Source organism: Sorangium sp. So ce295 (genome assembly GCF_051527405.1).
Taxonomy (GTDB): domain Bacteria; phylum Myxococcota_A; class Polyangia; order Polyangiales; family Polyangiaceae; genus Sorangium; species Sorangium cellulosum_B.
The window spans coordinates 8,222,427-8,241,288 of sequence record NZ_CP150324.1 but is presented as its reverse complement, the minus strand read 5'-3'; the positions used below and the strand labels follow the sequence as shown (position 1 = coordinate 8,241,288).

12 protein-coding genes are annotated in these 18,862 nt (G+C 71.3%); 6 read left to right on the top strand and 6 right to left on the bottom strand.

What is annotated here, in order from left to right:
- Positions 1 to 486: 486 nt before the first annotated feature.
- Positions 487 to 954, top strand: coding sequence for a hypothetical protein (locus tag WMF11_RS31005; RefSeq protein WP_437973298.1), 468 nt, complete (start codon positions 487 to 489; stop codon positions 952 to 954).
- Between the two features lie 70 nt (positions 955 to 1,024).
- Here WMF11_RS31005 and WMF11_RS31000 read toward each other — a convergent pair whose 3' ends face one another.
- From WMF11_RS31000 to WMF11_RS30985, 4 genes are all read right to left on the bottom strand, one after another.
- A complete protein-coding gene (locus WMF11_RS31000; protein WP_437973297.1) occupies positions 1,025 to 2,983 on the bottom strand; it encodes a sugar-binding protein in 1,959 nt (652 codons plus the stop codon).
- 168 nt (positions 2,984 to 3,151) lie between these two features.
- Positions 3,152 to 5,974 carry a cation-translocating P-type ATPase gene (locus WMF11_RS30995; protein WP_437973296.1) on the bottom strand — a complete coding sequence of 941 codons (2,823 nt, stop codon included), beginning with the start codon at positions 5,972 to 5,974 and terminating at the stop codon, positions 3,152 to 3,154.
- A 13-nt stretch (positions 5,975 to 5,987) separates the two neighbouring features.
- The gene (locus tag WMF11_RS30990) at positions 5,988 to 6,824 is read right to left on the bottom strand and encodes a PspA/IM30 family protein (RefSeq protein ID WP_437542370.1); all 837 of its coding nucleotides are present in this window, start codon (positions 6,822 to 6,824) and stop codon (positions 5,988 to 5,990) included.
- A gap of 53 nt (positions 6,825 to 6,877) precedes the next feature.
- On the bottom strand, positions 6,878 to 7,267 hold the full coding sequence (locus WMF11_RS30985; protein WP_437542369.1) for a hypothetical protein: 390 nt from the start codon (positions 7,265 to 7,267) through the stop codon (positions 6,878 to 6,880).
- 400 nt (positions 7,268 to 7,667) lie between these two features.
- Here WMF11_RS30985 and WMF11_RS30980 point away from each other — a divergent pair, with 400 nt between their 5' ends.
- Complete coding sequence (locus tag WMF11_RS30980; protein ID WP_437973295.1) at positions 7,668 to 9,269, top strand: serine/threonine-protein kinase; 1,602 nt, start codon at positions 7,668 to 7,670, stop codon at positions 9,267 to 9,269.
- Between the two features lies 1 nt (position 9,270).
- Positions 9,271 to 10,662 carry a sigma 54-interacting transcriptional regulator gene (locus tag WMF11_RS30975; RefSeq protein WP_437542367.1) on the top strand — a complete coding sequence of 464 codons (1,392 nt, stop codon included), beginning with the start codon at positions 9,271 to 9,273 and terminating at the stop codon, positions 10,660 to 10,662.
- A 38-nt stretch (positions 10,663 to 10,700) separates the two neighbouring features.
- Here WMF11_RS30975 and WMF11_RS30970 read toward each other — a convergent pair whose 3' ends face one another.
- Positions 10,701 to 12,503: a monovalent cation:proton antiporter-2 (CPA2) family protein gene (locus tag WMF11_RS30970; RefSeq protein WP_437973294.1), complete on the bottom strand. Its 1,803-nt coding sequence runs from the start codon at positions 12,501 to 12,503 to the stop codon at positions 10,701 to 10,703.
- 44 nt (positions 12,504 to 12,547) lie between these two features.
- Between WMF11_RS30970 and WMF11_RS30965 the strand changes: the two genes are divergently transcribed.
- From WMF11_RS30965 to WMF11_RS30955, 3 genes are all read left to right on the top strand, one after another.
- Positions 12,548 to 13,951, top strand: a complete 1,404-nt coding sequence (locus WMF11_RS30965; protein ID WP_437902841.1) for a B12-binding domain-containing radical SAM protein — start codon at positions 12,548 to 12,550, stop codon at positions 13,949 to 13,951.
- Between the two features lie 465 nt (positions 13,952 to 14,416).
- Positions 14,417 to 15,922 carry a hypothetical protein gene (locus WMF11_RS30960; RefSeq protein WP_437973293.1) on the top strand — a complete coding sequence of 502 codons (1,506 nt, stop codon included), beginning with the start codon at positions 14,417 to 14,419 and terminating at the stop codon, positions 15,920 to 15,922.
- Between the two features lie 545 nt (positions 15,923 to 16,467).
- Complete coding sequence (locus WMF11_RS30955) at positions 16,468 to 18,030, top strand: hypothetical protein (RefSeq protein ID WP_437973292.1); 1,563 nt, start codon at positions 16,468 to 16,470, stop codon at positions 18,028 to 18,030.
- 33 nt (positions 18,031 to 18,063) lie between these two features.
- Here WMF11_RS30955 and WMF11_RS30950 read toward each other — a convergent pair whose 3' ends face one another.
- Positions 18,064 to 18,585: a hypothetical protein gene (locus tag WMF11_RS30950; protein WP_437973291.1), complete on the bottom strand. Its 522-nt coding sequence runs from the start codon at positions 18,583 to 18,585 to the stop codon at positions 18,064 to 18,066.
- Positions 18,586 to 18,862 lie beyond the last annotated feature (277 nt).

The following is an 18,862-nucleotide window of genomic DNA, read 5'->3' as shown; positions in this document are numbered from 1 at the left end:
AGAAGCGTGGCGGCATCAGCAATGGCGGCGGCGCGCTCCGCGGATTCGACGCGGAGCGCGCGGAGCGTTGCTATCAGGCAGAGCCGGCGCACAGGCTCACGCCGGAGAGGCTCTACGAGCGACGCTTCGCCCTGCAGCTGCTCGAGCGCACGCTCGCCACGCTGAAAGCCCAGTATGAGGAGGCCGGACAGGGGCCGCTCTTCGAGGCCCTGAAGGGGCGCCTGTCCGGGGAAGGGGACGAGCGGCGGCACAAGGAGGTCGCAGCAGCGCTGGGGATGAACGTGGAGGCAGTGAAGACAGCGACCTCCCGCCTTTACGACCGCTACGAGCGGCGTCTTCCGGTCGGAGACCGACCACCAGCACAAGTTCGCCCTGGCGGCCCCGATCCGCGGCGCTTCCGGCGAGTTCGCCGGGGCGCTCATCGCCACCATCGCGACGGACTCCCGGCTCGGTGCGCTCCAGCTCAGCGACGGCCGTCGGTTCGCCGTGCTTGCAGCGCGCCGCGATCGCGAGCGCGGCGGTCCGGCTCCGGCGAGCGACGAGTTCACGGTGCTCGTCCACGATGGCGTCGGTCATGGCGAGAGCGCGGCGCTGCGCAGCGCGATCCTGAGCGACCTCCTGCCAGCGGCTCCGGCCTCCGGCGCGCCTGCGCTGGCTCAGCTTCAGCTCCCGCCGCCCGACCGGGTGGCCTCGGTGGACGACTGGCGCGATCCGCTCGCCGAGCGAGATCCCGCGAAATACGGCGGCGTGTTTCTCGCCGGGGTGGCGCCGGTCGGCCACACCGATCTCGTGGTCATCGTCCAGAGCCGCGCCGACGAGGCCACCGCGCTCGATGCGGACCCACGCCTCCGGGTCGTCGCCTGGAGCGGCGTCGCCTTGACCCTGCTCGGCCTCGCCTTCGCGGCTGTCTCGGCGGCCCGGCGCCGTCGCCGCCGTCTTGCCTACGAGCGGTAGCCCTCGGGCGACCGCGTCGAGCCCGCCGGGCGCCTGTCCGTCTCCAGGCGCCGCGGCGACCTCTTCCCGCCTACCTGGCGAAGATCGACCCGTTCCAGACGTACCGCGCCGGCTGCGCGCCCCCCCACGGCAGAAGCAGCGGCTCGAAGCCGCCGACGGGCGCCTTGTCCTGGTTGAAGGGGTACGTCTGCTCCGTCCACTCGACGGCCTTCCCCGGGGCGAGCTCGATCCCCATCTTGTCGCCCACGCGCACGAACTTGAGCTCGCCGGCGATCTTCTTGTCGCCGATGCTGCGCGCGACCTCGGCCGCGAAGATCCGCTGGATGCTCTCGCCCTCGACCCGGAAGATCTGCACGACGTCGCGGTCCACGGTCCCGCCGCCCGCCTCCTTGGGCGCGGCCGCGCGGACGGTGCCGTGGACGATGATCTCCGCCTTGCCGTCGCCGGTGAGATCGAGCGCGCGCACCGAGCGGATGTCGGCCGGGGACGCGAACTGCGCGAGCGTCATGAACGCGTAGCCCGCGCCGCCCCGGAACCCCTTGCCGAACACGACGATGTCGCGGTCGTGCAGGAGCACCCGCTCGGGCTCCTTGCCGCCGGCCACGTCGGCGCCGAGATCGAACCGCGGCTTGCTCGACGAGGCGCTCCGGTCGCGCCGGTAGAGGGCGTACACCTTGTCGAGCATCTCGGCCGGCGAGAGGCCGGCCGGCTTCGGCGCGACCCGCGCCTCCTCGGCCTTGGCCGGCGCCGGGCGCGGCCCCGCGGCGCCCGCCTGTCGCTGCTCGCTCGCCTTGGTGAACACGCCGCCGTTCAGCTTGTAGAGCTGCGACTTGATCGACCCCCACGGCAAGAGCAGCGGGTCGTACGTCGTCTCGACCCCCTCCGCGTAGTTGCTCGCGTCGTACTTGGTCGCCTTGCCCGGCTCCACGCGGATCGCCACCTTGTCGCCGTCCGCGACGAAGTCGACGTCGTTGACGACCGAGCCCTTGTCCGTCGCGATCGCGATCTCGTGCTGGAAGATCGGCTTTGGCGTGTCGCCGGCGCCGAACTGGAGCACGTGGATCACCTCGCGGTACTTCGTGCTGCTGCCGGAGCGCTTCCGCAGGATGAGCTCGGCCTGGCCGTCGCCCGTCAGGTCGCGCGCCGTGAGCGACGGCACCATCCCGTCCTTGGCGTCGACCCCGAGGTCCTCGAAGTAGTACTGCGCGCCCTTCCGGAACCCGGGGCCGAGGACGACAAGGAACCGCTCGTGGACGAGCACCCGCTCCCGCATCGCGTCGCCGGCCACGTCGGCGACGAGGTCGTAGCTCGCGCGGCCCTGGATGCCCTTGCTCCGGAGGAGGCCGTCGGTGAGCGCGAGCTCCGGCTCGGTCGCGAGCGGCGACAGCGACCCGTACGCCTCCGAGGCGGCGCTGCCGACGACGGCGTCGACCCCTCCGCCGTCGTCGTCGTGGACGAAGAGCCCCGCCCGCAGCCCGACCCGCGTCGTCGCCGCCTCGGGGAACGCCTTCCAGGGGACGCTCGCCTCCAGGGTGTACCCGCCGCTCCGGGGGGCCTCGATGACCCTCGCCCCGGGCACCGCCTTGCCGCCCGGGACCTTGACGCTGCCCGCGGTCTTGCCCGGCTGTCCCGGGTAGAGCGCGACCTCCTGGACCTTTCCGCCCGGGAACCCGATCACGACCTTCACGTGATCGGCGCCGCCTCGCAGCGTGTCGTCGGTCACGTCGGCCGCCACGTAGATCTGCGCGTCGTCGTAGGCGATGGCCACCTGCGCGGCCAGATCGGGCTTGCCGGGCTTGCCCTTGACCTTGAGGCCGAGGGAGGTGAACGCCACCGGCCACTCCTTCGGGATCCCGTCGAGCTTGAGCCATTTCGACTCGACGAGCGGCACCGCGATCGGCGCGCCGGCGGCGAGGGCAGGGGACGGGGCGGCGGTCAGCGCCGCCAGCGCGACCGGCGCGAGCGCGGCGAGGCGGGAGCCGGAGGCATGAGCCCCCGGCGCACGGAGGTGGTGTGATTTACGTCTCATAAGCTCGGGTTTGGACGCCTCTCCGCGCCCGCTTGTTCTTACCACGAGCACTTTCTTTCCGGATCGGTCCGCGTCGCCCACCCGGGGCGGCATCGTGGACGCCGCGAGGCGGCCGTCTCGACGTGGCAGGCGAGGGGGCTCGGCGGTGCCGAGGCCCTCACCCGGCGGTCATCCGTGGGGCTTGGAGGCGGGCGTGAGGCGGGCGGGGCCGGCGCCCTCGGGGCGGATCCGGCGGTACACGAGCTTTGCGATCTCGACGGCCGGCACGATGAGCGCCGAGAGGATCAGCAGGAGCATCCACTCGTCCGACGACATCGCGTACGTGCGGAAGACCGGGCGCAGCGCGGGCACGAGCAGCGCGATCAGGTGGATCGCCGCGCTCGCCATGACCGCCAGGAGGAGCGGGAGGCTGATGAGCGGCTTCGACGCGAAGAGCGAGATGATCGGGCTCCGGCAGCTCCAGGCGTGGAAGAGCGGCGACAGCGCCAGCAGCGAGAAGGCGACGGCGCGCGTGCGCAGCAGCGCGTCCTCGGTCTGGTCCGACGTCGCGTAGAGCGCGACGGCGGCGAGCCCCATGAACGCGCCGACGTACAGGATCCCGAGGTAGTCGCGCTTGATGAGCAGGCCCTCGTCGCGCGGCCGGGGCGCCTCCGACATGAGCTGCGGATCCGGCGGATCGATGCCGAGCGCGAGCGCGGGCAGGCCGTTCGTGACGAGGTTGATCCAGAGGATCATGAGCGGCGTCAGCGGCGGCCACTTGCCGAAGAACGAGACGACGAACACGGCCACGAGGAGGCCCATGTTCGACGAGAGGAGGAAGAAGATGAACTTCTGGATGTTGCGGTAGATGGCGCGCCCCTCGCGCACCGCCTCGACGATGGTCGCGAAGTTGTCGTCCGCCAGCACGAGGTCCGCCGCCTGCCGCGCCACGTCGGTGCCCCCGCGCCCCATCGCCACGCCGATGTGGGCCTCCCGGAGCGCGGGCGCGTCGTTCACGCCGTCGCCCGTCATCGCCACGATGTGGCCGTGCGCCTTGAACGCCCGCACGAGCCGGAGCTTCTGCTCCGCCGTCGTCCGGGCGAAGACGCGCAGGTGCATGATCCGCCGCGCCAGCTCCTCGTCGCTCATCACCGCGAGCTCCGCGCCGCTGAGCGCCTCGTCCCCCTCGTCCCAGAGCCCGATCTCCTTGGCGATCGCCGTCGCGGTGAGCCGGTGGTCGCCGGTGATCATGACGGCGCGGATGCCGGCGCGGCGGCACTCGGCCACCGCCTCCTTCACCCCCTGCCGCGGCGGGTCCATCATCCCGACCAGGCCGAGGAACGTGAGCTCGCGCTCGACGTCGTCCTCGTCGCGGCTGACCCGCACCCGGCGGCAGATCGCGAGCACGCGCAGCGCGGCCGCGCTCATGCGATCGGCCTCGGCGACGATCGCGACGCGGTCGTCCTCGGACAGCGCGCGCACGCCCTTGTCGTCGGCGAACTTCACGCAGAGCGGCAGGAGCACGTCGACGCTCCCCTTCACGTGCGCGATCTCGCGGCCGCGCTCGTCCCGCGTGATCACCGTCATCCGCTTGCGGTCGCTGTCGAACGGCAGCTCGTGCACGAACGCGTGCGACGGCGCCACCGACTCGCGCGAGTAGCTGCCCTTCGCGGCCAGCGTCAGCAGCGCCCCCTCGGTCGGATCGCCGACGATGTTCCAGCGGCCCGTCGCGCGGTCCTCGTCGAGCGACGCGTTGTTGCAGAGCGCGACCGTCGCGAACAGGTACGTGAGGGGCGCCGAGTGCTCCACGACCTCCGCGCCGCCCTCGTCCCGCAGCGCGCCCGCCGGGTTGTACCCCTCGCCGGTCACCGTGTAGCGGCGGCCGCCCGCGTACACGTTGCGCACGGTCATCTCGTTCTGGGTGAGCGTGCCCGTCTTGTCCGACGCGATGATCGTCGCGGCGCCGAGCGTCTCGACCGCGGGCAGCTTGCGCACGATCGCCCCGCGCCGCGCCATGCGCTGCATCCCCAGCGCCAGCGTGATCGTCGTGATCGCGGGCAGCCCCTCGGGGATGGCGGCCACGGCGAGGCTCACGCCCTCGAGCAGGAGCTCGTGCCACGGCCGTCCGCCCCGGATGAACCCCCAGCCGAGCAGCACCGCGGAGAGCGCCAGGCACACCCGCAGGATCACCGAGCCGAAGCGATCGAGCCGCTCCTCGAGGGGCGTCTTCTGCTCGCCGACGGAGCGGATCATCTCGCCGATCCGGCCGAGCTCGGTGCTCACGCCGGTCGCGGTCACCACCGCGCGCCCCTTGCCGCGCACGACGCTCGTGCCCGTGAAGACCATCGTGACCCGGTCGCCGAGCGGCGCGTCGCGCGCGACCGGGGCGAGCGCGTCCTTGACCGCGGCCGCGCTCTCGCCCGTCAGCGCCGCCTCCTCGGTCGCGAAGCTGATCGTCTGCACGAGCCGCGCGTCGGCCGGGATCGAGTCGCCCGCCTCGAGCTCGAGGATGTCGCCGGGCGCGACGTCCTCGGCCGCGATGATCACGGTCTTGCCGCCGCGGCGCACGCGCGCGTTCGGCGCGCTGAGCTTCTGGAGGGCCTCCAGGGCCGCCTCCGCGCGGCGCTCCTGGTAGTAACCGAGGAAGGCGTTCAGGATCACGATGAGCAGGATCGCGATCGCGTCGCCGAACCGGTGGAGGAAGCTCTCGTGCTGGTCGGCCGTGAAGCCGACGACCACGGCGATGGTCGCCGCGGCGAGGAGCGTGAGCACGAGCGGGTTCGCGAACTGCTCGAGGATGCGGACGAGCGCGCTCTTCTTCTTCGTCTCGGGCAGGCGGTTCTTGCCGTGCTCCGCGAGGCGCTGCTGCGCCTCGGCGTCGGAGAGCCCGCCGGACGAGCTGACCCCGACGCGCTCGAGGAAGGCGCCGACCTCTTCGGCGTGGACAGGGATGGGAGCGGCGGGAGGGGCGTTCGGTCCGGCCGTGCGGAGCGCCGTGGCGGCTTGGCTCATGGGCAGGCGTGCTCTAGCGCTTCATCCTGGCTTGTTCACGTTGTTCTTCGGCCTCGAGCTCCGCGATCGCCGCCGCGAGCTCGTCCTGCTCGGCCTGGGGCGCGGCGGCCGGCGCGCCGCCCGCGCCGGCCACGCGCACCTGCGGCGGCGGCGCCGCGGCGGGCGGCGGCTCGGGCGGGAGCACGCCCATCTTCCGCTTGAGCGCGAGCAGCTCGTCGTCGGCGCCCGCCGTCGCCTCGAGCTGCCCGAACTTGTGCGCCAGCGTGTCGCCCGTGTACTGCTCGGCGATCTCCCCGGCGGCCTCGGCCTCGGCCTCGATCTGGTCGATCTTGTTCGACATCCGGTCGAACGTCTCGAAGGCGGAGGCGTTGTTCAGGCCGCTCATCGTCTCCTGGATGGCCTTCTGCGCCTCGGCCCGCTTCTTCCGGGCGATGAGCACGTTCTTCTTGCGCTTCGCCTCCTCGATCTTGTTGTTCAGGAGGCGCAGCGCCGTCTTCAGCTGGTCGACGGCCTGCTTCTGCTTCTGCCACTGGTCCTTGTAGGAGGTGGCGAGCTGGTCGTGCTCCTTCTTGCGGTTCAGCGCCTCCTTGGCCAGCGCGTCGTCGCCCGCCTTGATCGCGAGCATCGCCCTGCGCTCCCACTCCGCGGCGTTGGCGGCCTCCTGCTCGGCCTGCTTGGCCAGCCGCTTCTCGTCGGCGATCGAGACGGCGACCTGCTTCTTCGCCTCGATCAGCTGGTTTGCCATGTCGATGACGACCTGGTTCAGCATCTTCTCGGGGTCCTCCGAGCGGCTGATGAGGTCGTTCAGGTTCGACTTGATGAGGGTCGCAAGGCGCGCGAAAATTCCCATAGATCAGCTCCAACTCTCGGGGTGCGCAGGGTCGAAAGGCGCGGCGGGTCTGCTCAGCTGAGCGCGAGATCGTGCAGCACGGGGACGTGGCGGGCGAGCGCGAGATCGATGTCGCTCAGGATCGCCTCGAGCTCGTTCATGTCGAGGTTCTCGAGCTCCAGCGCCGCCGACAGGACGACGGTGCCCGCCTCGATCCCATACGAAGCATGCATCAGATCCGTGGCGTTGTACTCGAGCAGGCGGCGGAAGAGCCTGGTCTGGTGTGCGTCGTCCCCGGGGACGGGGCCGATCGAGACCCGCACCGCCACGATCGGCGGGTCGATGCGGATCGCGATCGGCGGCGCGTCCGGGCCCCCCGAGACGAGGTAGGTACCGGCGTCGTTCTCGAACCGGCGATCGAGCTGCAGGAGGTAGGTTTCGACATCCTCGGCTGTACGCGGCATGGCGCGGCGAGCCTACAGAATCATGTCGCATCGGGCTAGTGCCGCGTCCCTCGGATTCTTTCCGGGATTCCGCGCGCCCCGGGCTGCGGCTTACGGCCCCCCACCCTCGAGGGCGCGCGGCTCGCCGTCGTCCTCCGCGTGGTCTTCCGAGTGGTCTTCCGAGTGGTCTTCCGAGTGGTCTTCCGAACTATTGCGTCCCCTTCGTTGGGTTCGTGCTCCGATCGCACCGGCGCGCTGTCACGTCGTGAGCCCGCAACACGCGCCGCGAGCCGCAAAGCGCGCCGCGCGCTGCGATCCGCAATCGGTTCCGCTCGCTCCCGGAATCACCGCGTTTCCCCGGACGCTCGCTTTTTTCTCGCCCGTTCGAGAGTCGCGGTGGTACGGTCCCGATCCAGGTTACGTGGCGATCCACCCGGGCGACGTCGTTGCTGGCTACCGTGTCTCCCGCCTGCTCGGGCGGGGCGGCATGGGCGAAGTCTGGGCAGCAACACGGGAATCGGACAATCAGCAGGTCGCCATCAAGGTCCTGCTCGCGCGCGCCGCGATGAAGCCGGATCTCGTGCGGCGCTTCGACCGCGAGGCGAAGATCGCCTCGGCCATCCAGAGCCCGTACGTCTGCCAGCTGCTCGAGGTCGGCCAGACGGACGAGGGCGAGCACCTGCTCGTGTTCGAGCAGCTCGACGGCGAGTCGCTGGCGGATCGGCTGAAGCGCGAGCAGTACCTGCCGTTCAGCGAGGTCGGCCCGATCATCGATGACGTGCTCCAGGGGCTCGTGGCGGCGCACGCCGCGGGCGTCATCCACCGCGATCTGAAGCCGGGCAACATCTACCTCGAGCACCTCGGCCTGCCGGACCGGCGCGAGCGCGCGAAGATCCTCGATTTCGGCATCTCGAAGCTCACGCGGCGCGAGAAGGAAGAGCCGACGCTCACCGCCTTCGACGCGACGCTGGGGTCGTTCGCGTACATGGCGCCGGAGCAGGTGCGGGGCGCCGCGCGGGCCGACGAGCGGGCCGACATCTACGCGGTCGGCGCGGTGGCCTTCCGGGCCCTGTCCGGGCGGCTGCCGTTCGAGGGGGCGAACGCCGCGGTGCTCGTCGCGATGAAGCTCGACCGCCCGGCGCCGTCGCTCGCCGAGGCGACCGGCGAGAAATGGCCGGTGGGCATCGAGCGCTTCCTCGAGCGGGCGCTCGATCGCCGGCGCGAAGGGCGCTTCGGCTCCGCGGCAGATGCGCTGTCGAGCTGGCGCGCCATCCAGCCGGCGAACATCACGCGCGCGACGCGCCGCACGCAGCGGAGCAGGTATCCCTCCGAGCTGCCCGACGCGTTCCTGGAAGACAACCCCACGGTCGTCGACGGCCCCCCGACGATGACGGAGAACGGCGGCTTCAGCGACGCCGGCCACAGCTCTCCGCCCCCTGCTTCGCTCGCCCCTCCCAGGGCCAGCACCGTGCCCCCGCCGCCGCCGAGCCGGGCCGGGAGCACCGTGCCCCCGCCGCCGCCGAGCCGGGCCGCCGCGCCGCCGGCGTCGCCGAGCAGGACCGGCGTGGGCGCGCCGCCTGCGCCGCCGAGCAGGACCGGCGTGGGGGCGCCGCCGGCGCCGCCGAGCAGGACCGGCGCGGGCGCGCCGCCTGCGCCGCCGAGCAGGACCGGCGTGGGGGCGCCGCCTGCGCCGCCGAGCCGGGCGGGCGCGAACGCACCGCCGCCACCGCCGAGCAGGGCGGGCGCGGGCGCGCCGCCGGCGCCGCCGGCGCCGCCGAGCAGGGCGGGAGCAAACGCGCCGCCGCCACCGCCGAGCAGGGCGGGCGCGCCGCCGCCACCGCCGAGCAGGGCGGGCGCAGGCGCGCCGCCGCCACCGCCGAGCAGGGCGGGCGCAAACGCGCCGCCGCCACCGCCGAGCAGGGCGGGCGCAGGCGCGCCGCCGCCACCGCCGAGCAGGGACGGCGGCCCAGAGATTCCCCGGCCGGAGGGTCCGCCTTCGCGCCGCAAGACAGAGAGGCACTGAGTTGCTCGACGCGACGGTAGGCACGAAGAACCGGGTCGAGGTGCGCGGCGGGCGCATCCGCCTCACGAAATCGTCGGCCGCGCGCGGCGGCGGATGGATCGAGATCGGCACCGATCCCGTCATCGTGGGCCGCAACGCGGCCTGCCAGCTGGTCCTCGACGACGCCAAGGTCAGCGCTGTGCACGCCGAGTTCGTCGCCACGGAGCAGGGCGTCCGCGTGCGCGACCTCGACAGCAGGAACGGGACCTTCGTCGGCGGCGTGCGGGTCGGCGACATCTACCTGCTCACGAGCACGAAACTTCGGCTCGGCGAGACCGAGATCCAGTTCGAGCCCCTGCGGCCCGAGCGCATCACGGTCTCGGCGATCCCGTCGTTCGGCCCGCTCGTGGCGAGCAGCCCCGGGATGCGGGCCATCTTCGAGCGCCTCTCCAAGATGGCGCCGACCGACCTCACGGTGCTCATCACGGGCGAGACCGGCACGGGCAAGGAGCTCGTCGCGCAGGCGCTGCACCTGGCGAGCGCCCGCTCGAAGAAGCCGTTCGTGGTCGTGGACTGCGGCTCGATCCCGCCGACCCTGGCCGAGGCGACGCTGTTCGGCCACGAGCGCGGCGCGTTCACGGGCGCTGTCGACAAGCGCCTCTCGCCGTTCATCGAGGCGGACGGCGGCACGATCTTCCTCGACGAGCTCGGCGAGCTGCCGCTCGAGGTGCAGCCGAAGCTCCTCCGCGCGCTCGCCGAGCGCCGCATCAAGAGCGTCGGCGGGTCGAGCTACCGCGAGGTCGACGTGCGCGTGCTCGCGGCGACGCGCCGCGACCTCGTGCGGGCCGTGAACGGCGGCAACTTCCGGAGCGACCTCTACTTCCGCGTCGCGCAGATCAAGATCGAGCTGCCGGCGCTCCGGCAGCGCGTGGAGGACATCCCCGTGCTCGTCCGCCGGATGCTGAAGGATCTCGGCGACGAGAGCGCCTACGAGCGCGTCTCGAACATGACGCTCGAGCGGCTGATGCGGCACGACTGGCCGGGCAACGTCCGCGAGCTGCGGAACGCGGTCGCCGTCGCCTTCGCGCTCGCCGCCGAGGGCGAGGAGATCGACATCGCGGCGCACCTCGGCGCCCTCACCGAGACCCCGATGCACCCGAGCTCCTCGCCGTCGATCCCCCCGGGGGCCGGCGGCGGCGCGGCCAGCAGCTCGTTCGCGTCGATGAAGGGCCGCCAGTTCCAGGAGGCGAAGCGCGACGTGCTGGCGCGGTTCGAGCGCGACTACTTCGCCGCCCTGTCCGAGGACGCGAAGGGCAACGTGAGCGAGATGGCGCGGCGCGCGGGCATGGAGCGGGCGCACGTGCGGGCTTACCTCCGCCGCCACGGCATCGGCGCGAAGCAGGAACAGGAGTGAAGGCGTGAGCGGGCCGGCGGCGGCCCGCTCGCTCCGCGTCACACCGCCGCGGCCTTGTCGTCCCTGCCGGACGGCGCGATCTCGTCGGACTCGAACAGGCCTTCGAGCTCCTGCGCCGCCTGCTTCGCCGCCGCGATGAGCTTGACCTCGTCGTTGTGCACCGCGTGCCCGCGGAGGAGCACCTTCTCGTCGTGGGCCCTGAACCGCTCGATGGTCGCGCGGGCGTCACGCTGCCGCATCCCGAGGCCCTCGAGCACGCGCCCCGCCACCTCGAGCGACGACAGGAACGTCTCCCGCTCCAGCACCGTCACGCCGATATCCATCAGCTGATACGCGTGCTGGCGGTTCCTGGCGCGCGCGTAGATCAGGAGGTCCGGGAAGTGCCGCTTCACCACCTCCGCCGTCTTCACCGACGACGCGACGTCGTCGATCGCCAGCACGAAGATCTTCGCCTTGTCGGCGCGCGCCGCGCGGAGCAGGTCGAGCCGGGAGGCGTCCCCGTAGTAGATCTTGTTGCCGTACTTGCGGACGAAGTCGACCTGCGTCGGGCTCGCGTCGAGCGCGGTGAAGGGGATCTTCCTCGTGCGGAGGACGCGAGAGACGATCTGGCCGAAGCGGCCGTATCCGGCGATGATGACCCTCGGGTCGTCGTCGTCGATGGCGTCGAACTCGCGCTCTGGCGCGCCCCCCTGCCATCGCTTGACGAGCGCGTCGCCGAGCGCGATGACGAGCGGCGTGACCGCCATGGACAGGGTGACCACGACGACGAGGAGGTCGGCGAGGAGCCTGTCCATGAGGCCCTGTCCCGCGGCCATCCCGAAGAGGACGAAGGCGAACTCGCCCCCCTGCGGGAGCGCGAGCGCGAGGTCGCGCGCGGAGCCCTTCGCGTGCCCGGCCGCCCTGCCCAGGACGAAGAGGACGGCGGCCTTGAGCGCCATCACGCCAAGGACGAGCCCGAGGACGAGCAGCGGCCGCTCGATGACGAGGCCGATGTTCGCCGACATCCCGACGGCGATGAAGAAGAGCCCCATGAGCAGGCCCTTGAAGGGCTCGATGTCCGCCTCGAGCTCGTGGCGGTACTCCGAGTCGGCGAGCAGCACGCCCGCCATGAAGGCGCCGAGCGACATGGAGAGGCCCACCTGCATCATGAGGAGCGCCGTGCCGAGCACGACGAGCAGGGCCGCCGCGGTGAAGATCTCGTGGGCGTGGGTGGCGGCGATGGCCCGGAAGACGGGGCGCACGAGGTAGCGGCCGCCGGCGACGACCGCGAGCAGCACGGCCACGGCCTTGAGCGACGAGGCGACGGCGCTCCCCTCGGCGGGGGCCGCGCCCGCGGCGCCGAGCAGGGGGAGCACCGCGATCAGCGGGATCACGGCGAGGTCCTGGAAGAGCAGGATGGCGAACGCGGAGCGGCCGTGCTGCGACTGCATCTGGCCCTTCTCGGCCAGGATCTGCAGGACGAACGCCGTCGACGAGAGCGAGAGCCCGACGCCCGCGATGGCCGCCGTGTCGGCGCGCAGGCCGAGCGCGGCGCCGATGAGCGCGATGAGCGCGCCCGTGACGGCGACCTGCGCGCCGCCGAGGCCGAACACGGCGCGGCGGAGCACCCAGAGCCGCGACGGCTGGAGCTCGAGGCCGATGAGGAAGAGGAGCAGCACGACGCCGAGCTCCGAGAAGTGGAGGGTGTCTTCGACGTTGGCGATGATCCGCAGCCCCCACGGGCCGAGCAGCGCGCCCGCGACGAGGTAGCCGAGCACCGCGCCGAGGCCGATCCGCTTGAACAGCGGCACGGCGACGACGGCGGCGCCGAGAAAGACTGCGGCGTCAGAGAGCAAGCTCATTCGTCGTGGGTCTCCTTGGGGCTCCGTGATAAGCACGATCCGCCATGCAGATCGAGCTCATCGCCACGGCAAGCGAAGATTCCGCGTACCTGCCCCGTGTGGGGCTCGGCACCCTCGCGGCGCTCACGCCCCCCGAGGATGAGATCATCTACACGGATGACGTCGTGCAGCCGTTCGATCTCGAGCGCGACGTCAAGGACGTCGACCTCGTCGGGATCAGCGTCGACAGCAAGACCGCCCGCCGCAGCTACGATATCGCCGCCGCTTATCGCAGGCGCGGCGTGAAGGTGGTGCTCGGCGGCATCCACCCGACGGCCTGCCCCGACGAGGCCCTGCAGCACGCGGACGCCGTCGTGGTCGGCGAGGCGGAGGACGCCTGGCCGGCCCTGCTCGCGGACGTGAAGCGCGGCGAGCTCAAGCCGTTCTACCGCCCGGAGCTGCCGGACCTCGCGGGCAGGCCTGCGCCGCGGCGCGACCTGTTCACCTCCAAGAAGTACATCCCGTTCCAGGTCGTGCAGACGATGCGCGGCTGCCCGTATCCGTGCGAGTTCTGCAGCGTGTCGACGGCGAACGGCACCACGATGCGGTTCCGCCCGACCGACGAGGTGCTGAGCGAGCTCCGGTCGCTCGGCAAGCTCATCATGTTCGCGGACGACAACGTGATGATCCACCGGGCTTACTCGAAAGAGCTCTTCACCCGGATGATCCCGCTGAAGAAGCACTGGATAGGCCAGTGCTCGCTCGCCGCGGTCAAGCGCCTCGAGAACGTGAAGCTCATGGCCGAGAGCGGGTGCAAGGCGCTTTTCATCGGCTTCGAGAGCATCGACGAGGAGACGGTGAAGTTCACCGGAAAGCGGCAGAACCGTCCCTCCCAGTACAAGGACACGATGGCGATGCTCCACGATCACGGCATCTCCGTCTGGGGGAGCTTCGTCTTCGGCTTCGATACGGACGATCCCGAGGTGTTCGATCGCACCGTGGAGTTCGGCATCGACATGAAGCTGACGATGGCGCTGTATGCCATCCTCACCCCGTACCCCGCGACGCAGCTGTACCGCCGCCTCAAGGCGGAGGGGCGCCTCACCGACGAGCGCTGGTGGCTGCGCCGCGACCATGACGCCGGCTCGCCCTATTTCGTCCCCAAGCAGATGTCGCGGGAGCGGCTCCGGGAGGGGTGGGTGTCCGCGTGGACGAAGTTCTACTCGCCGTCCTCGATATGGCGCAGGTTCACCCTCACACGGCAGTCGAGCTGGATCCAGCTGGCGGGCTTCTTTCCGCTGAATTTCATGCAGCACACGCTGGCGCACCGCAAGATCGCGGGCGGCGAGCAGCGCTTCCGCTCCGGCGTGCACATCGAGGAGACGGCCGCTTCGTCCGTGGCGCAGCCGCAGCCGGAGCCGCAGCCCGCGAGGGCCAAGGGCCCTCGGCAGCTCCCGATCATCGGATAGGCGATCCCTGGCGCCAGCTTCGCGCCCTGTGCGTGCGTGGGCGCTGTCCTGCACGCTGCGGGGCAATGGTACGCCGCGGCGCAATGGCGCCGCGCTCCGCTCGCTGGCAATGAGGCGGCGCCCTGGCGCGGCGCCATGGGGAGCGCGCGCCGCAGGACGCCGCGCCTCGGCCGCTTGGGCGCCCGCGGCAGGCCAGGCGCGCCGCGGCTCGCGGAGCGCCCGCGGCAGGCCAGGCGCGCCGCGGCTCGCGGAGCGCCCGCGGCGCATCGGTGGATGTGGGCAGTCGACCGCTCGCGGATTGACAGCGGCGCACGGTGAGCGAGCGACATTCTCCTGTTGCTCTTGCAGTGCGATTGTCGCTTGCTGATTTTGCTACACTCGCGTGAGCTCCTGGAATGCCGGGGTGTCGAGCGGGGTGTGAGCCCGCTTTGTCGCGGCATAGAGCGTCCCTCAATCGGAGGTGTCATGGGTCGACGTCGGTTCTCCTTCTCGCTCCTCATCGTGGTTGGCGCCGCCGTGTCCAGCGCTGGCTTCGCGGCCAGCTGCAGCGCGACGGGTCCGTCCAACGTGCTCGACTCGAGCGGAGGTGGCGAACCAGGCGTGGGAGCGGGCGGCACGACCGGCGGAGTCGACGGGCAGGGTGGGTTTCTCGACATCGATGGAGGGCGGGAGCCGCACAGCGATGTGACGGTGAACTCTTGTGGGAGCGCGTGCGGCGACAGGGAGCTATGTACCGGCGCGACCCTCGGCCTGGACGACGACTGCGATGGTTCGATCGACGAGACGTGCGCCTGCATCCCCGGTCAGGCGCACTCCTGCTTCCGCGGCGATCCGTCGTTCCGGAACAGCGAGGGCTGCTTTCCTGGCACCCAGCTCTGCGACGAGACCGGCACCTGGGGCCCGTGCGTCGGCGGCGTGCACGCCGACGAGAACTGCCATATGGATAGCGGCGCTCCGTGCCGCCCGATGCAGGCGTCGCCCTTCGCGAACCTCGACCTCAAGGCGGGCACTGGCGCGTTCCGCGCGGACGCGGTGGCGGGATCCGAGGTGTGGACGGTGGACTGCCCCGATGGCGTCGACCCCTGCCCCGGCGTCAGCGGCGCCGATCCAGCGGACGATTTCAAGCCTCTGCAGTCGGGCGAGTACACTGTCACGTACACGAAGCGCGTCGCGGGCGGCGCTACCCAGAGCTGCCAGTACCCGCTCTTCGTCAGCGCGGGCGGCCTGCGCGTCGAGCTCGAGTGGGAGCACGACGTCGGTATCGTCGATCTCGATCTGCACCTCCACAAGCCGAACGACACGCAACCCTGGAGTATGTCGGGCTCGGCGGCGGACTGCGGCTATTACAACTGCACAATCGACCAATTCTCGTCAAAATCCTCGGATATTCGCTGGTTCTTGAACAGCGCGAGGCTACCGGATCCCGTGAACTGGTATCTCGACCCGGTGCCGGGCAACAATGGCTGCTTCAACGCCCCTCGGGGCGTGGGGAAGCAATGGGAGGCCCACGGTCTTGGCTGCCACAACCCGCGGCTCGACCTCGACAACTATGAATGCGAACCCGGCGTGAAGGACCCCGACCACGAAGACTTCTGCGCGCCGGAGAACATCAACCTCGACTATCCGCCGAAGCGCCAGTGGATGCGCATCGGCGTATATTACTACAATAATGACGGGGTGACCCAGGATATCCACCCCCGGATCAAGATCTTCTGCAACAGCGCCCTCGGGGCCGATCTCGGGCCCGCAGGGTTCTATAGCCCGGAGCGGCCCGTCGCGTTCGCGCCCGCGGACCGACGCAAGCGGTTCTGGCTCGTCGCCGACGTGCTCTTCCCCGAGCCGGACGAGTGCGGCCAGGCGGCCTGCATCGTGCAACCACTCTATGAAAACGCCAGCGCGAAGACGCCGCTGCTCACCACGCGGGACGACGCCGAGGCGAGCTTCGGTCCCGCCTACCCCTCGCAGCCGTGAAGGGCGCGCGCCGCGCGCCCTGATCCGTATCCCGTCCAGCTCACCAGCCAGGCCTCGCGACGTCAGCGCGCACGAGCGCGCCGGCGCGAGCGCACGAGCTCTGCCGGCGCCACCTCGCCCCGCGCGCGGAGGCCGTGAGGCGCAACGCCACACCGGCCAGCAAGGCAAGCTCCGTGGCGATCTGTCTGAGGATGATTTGTCTGACTCCTTGGCTGAGCTGGTGATTCGCCTGACTCCGCGTCTGGCGAGAGCGCGCCTCGCCGGCTGAAGGCGGCTCATTGTGGCCATCGCCGGCCGGAGTCCGTGCTAGGGAGTCCTCCTCCAGCGACTCACCCTGCTGAGTTTGCATGGCAGTAGTCCTTGTTACTCGATGAGGGTCGGGGCTTCGTGATCTGGCGTCCCGAGCCGCGCGTCCGCGCGCGCTGGGGACACCGGTATCCGCTTTGCCTCACGCCGTAGTGCCTGGTGCACGGCGCGCTTCGCCGTCGCGCGGAGCGGGCGCAGGCCGCCGCGACACCGCGTCTAGGTCTCCAAGTGGAGGTATCATGTCTCGTCTTCGTGTCTCCTCCGTGCTCCCCGTCGTGATCGCGATCGCGGCGTCGGGCGCCGGTTTCGCGGCCGGCTGCAGCGCGGAAGGCAAGCGGCTCACGTTCGATCTGACGACGGGCGGCAGCTCGCACGCCGGCGGGGCGGGCAGCGCCGGCGGGGCCGGGGGCGCCGACGTGGCGACCCCCCAGCCTGGCGACTCGGAAGGCTACGGCGGCTTCCTGGGCGATATCGATGGAGGGGCGCACGAGGGCCTGCCGGTGACGATCAACCCGTGCGGGAGCGCCTGCGGTCCGACGGAGCTGTGCGGCGTGGATGAGCTCGGCGTGGATCACGCCGGGCTGGACGACGACTGCAACGGGATGATCGACGAGAGCTGCGGGTGCATCGCCGGGCAGGCGCACTCCTGCTTTCGCGGCGATCCGTCGTACCGGCGCAGCCCGGGGTGCTTCCCCGGAACCCAGATCTGCGACGAGACGGGCACGTGGGGCCCCTGCGTCGGCGGCGTGCACGCGGACCAGGACTGCCACCGGAACGACGAGGCGGGCTGCCACCCGCTCCAGGCGGCGCCGTTCGCCACCGTCGATCTGAAGGAGGGCACCGGCTCGTTCAGCGAGGACGCGCGTCCGGACTCCGAGGTGTGGACGGTGACGTGCCCGCCGGGCGTGAACCCGTGCCCCTCGGTGGCCGGGCAGGGGCCGGCGGACGATTTCAAGCCGCTCCAGTCGGGCGAGTACACGGTCACGTACACGAAGACCCTGGAGAGCGGTGAGACCGCGAGCTGCGTTTACCCGCTGTTCGTCGGCGCCCGCGGCCTCCGCGTCGAGCTCGAGTGGGAGCACGAGCCGAGCAGCGTGGATATGGACCTCTACCTCCACAAGCCGGACAACATGCAGCCCTGGACGGTCGGCGGCTCCAGCGCCGCGTGCGGGTACGGGAACTGCACGCTCGACAGCCTCTCGGGCGGCTCGGCCATCACGTGGTTCAGCGACACGGCGACGCCCCCCGAGCCGGTGAACTGGTACCTGGATCCGGAGGAGACCAACAACAGCTGCTTCTACGCGCCTCGCGGGGTGGGAGACGACTGGCGCGACCACGGCAAGGGGTGCCACAGCCCGCGGCTCGATCTCGACAACATCTCCTGCGCCCACCGCACCACGGACCCGGACGACCCGACCTTCTGCGCGCCCGAGAACATCAACGTCGATTTCCCGCCCAAGGCCAGCTGGATGCGCATCGCCGTGCACTACTTCGGCGGCAGCGTGTCGTTCGACGTGCACCCGCGGATCAAGGTCTACTGCAACGGCGAGCTCGGGGCCGACCTCGGGCCCACCGGTTTCTACGACCCCGAGGTGCCCGTCGCCTTCGTTCCGGAGGACTCGGGCGACAGGTTCTGGCTCGTCGCCGACGTGATCTTCCCCGAAGCGGGGGAGTGCGGGGGCGATACGTGCGTCGTCAGGCCGATCTACCGGGACGAGACCGTGAAGACGCCGTACCTCTCGACGGTCCGCGACGTCCGCAACGACTTCGGTCCGGCCTACCCCAGCCTGTCGCGGCCCTGACGGCGCGGCGCTGGCCGGCGGCGGGCGCGCCCCTCACGCCTCGACGCCGGCCCGCCTGAGGAAGGCGAGCGCGGGTCCGAGCGCGTACGCGGGCGCCCTGCCCAGGCGCAGCTGCTCCCCGGTCGACAGGTGGAGGAGCAGCCAGCGCGGCGCGAGGCCGGGCTCGTCGACGTCCGTGTCCGAGGCGGGCGGGGTCGAGACGCCGACGATCGCCTGGATCGGCAGGATCCGCCGGAAGCCACGGCCGTCCTGGATGAGCTCGTCGCGCTCGAAGTCGAGGCGGAACAGCCCGTGGAGCCGGCGGCGCCGGCGGACGGCGAGCAGCGCGGCGGCGGCTCCGGCGGTCCACGTCCCCGCGATGAAGAGGATGGGGAAGGGGGCCGCGCGCGCCGCCACGATGCCCGCCACGACGAGCGAGGCGACGAGCGCGAACGCGGCGACGCGACGGACGGCGAGGTCGAGGTCGTCGCCAGGGCACTCGCAGACGAGCACGGTGGGGCCTTGCGCCAGGATGGTGCCGTCGGTGTTCGAGAGCAGGACGTCTCCGTCAGGCACGGTGTTCCTCCCGATCGGGTGAGGGGGTCGAATACCGCAGCCTCGCGAGCGAGGCGAGGGGGCGACGGGAGAGAAGGTCGCGCTGAGCCTGCGGGGCCTACGGCGAACGACTGGAACAGCCGAGCCGCTGGCCGCTTGGAACAGGCCATTTCCGTCCCCGCCCGGAGACGGTCGGCGAAAAGGCGACAGCGGCCGTCAATCGCCTAACGCCCGGCGGCGCGGCGCGGCCGCGCGGGGAGCGGGGAGCGAGGCGGAAAAGGCATTGAATGCCCCTGGA

Coding starts and splice junctions, on each gene's coding strand:
- WMF11_RS31000 (WP_437973297.1), bottom strand. CDS start 2,983: ATGAGACGTAAATCACACCACCTCCGTGCGCCGGGGGCTCATGCCTCC.
- WMF11_RS30995 (WP_437973296.1), bottom strand. CDS start 5,974: ATGAGCCAAGCCGCCACGGCGCTCCGCACGGCCGGACCGAACGCCCCT.
- WMF11_RS30990 (WP_437542370.1), bottom strand. CDS start 6,824: ATGGGAATTTTCGCGCGCCTTGCGACCCTCATCAAGTCGAACCTGAAC.
- WMF11_RS30985 (WP_437542369.1), bottom strand. CDS start 7,267: ATGCCGCGTACAGCCGAGGATGTCGAAACCTACCTCCTGCAGCTCGAT.
- WMF11_RS30970 (WP_437973294.1), bottom strand. CDS start 12,503: ATGAGCTTGCTCTCTGACGCCGCAGTCTTTCTCGGCGCCGCCGTCGTC.
- WMF11_RS30965 (WP_437902841.1), top strand. CDS start 12,548: ATGCAGATCGAGCTCATCGCCACGGCAAGCGAAGATTCCGCGTACCTG.
- WMF11_RS30960 (WP_437973293.1), top strand. CDS start 14,417: ATGGGTCGACGTCGGTTCTCCTTCTCGCTCCTCATCGTGGTTGGCGCC.
- WMF11_RS30955 (WP_437973292.1), top strand. CDS start 16,468: ATGTCTCGTCTTCGTGTCTCCTCCGTGCTCCCCGTCGTGATCGCGATC.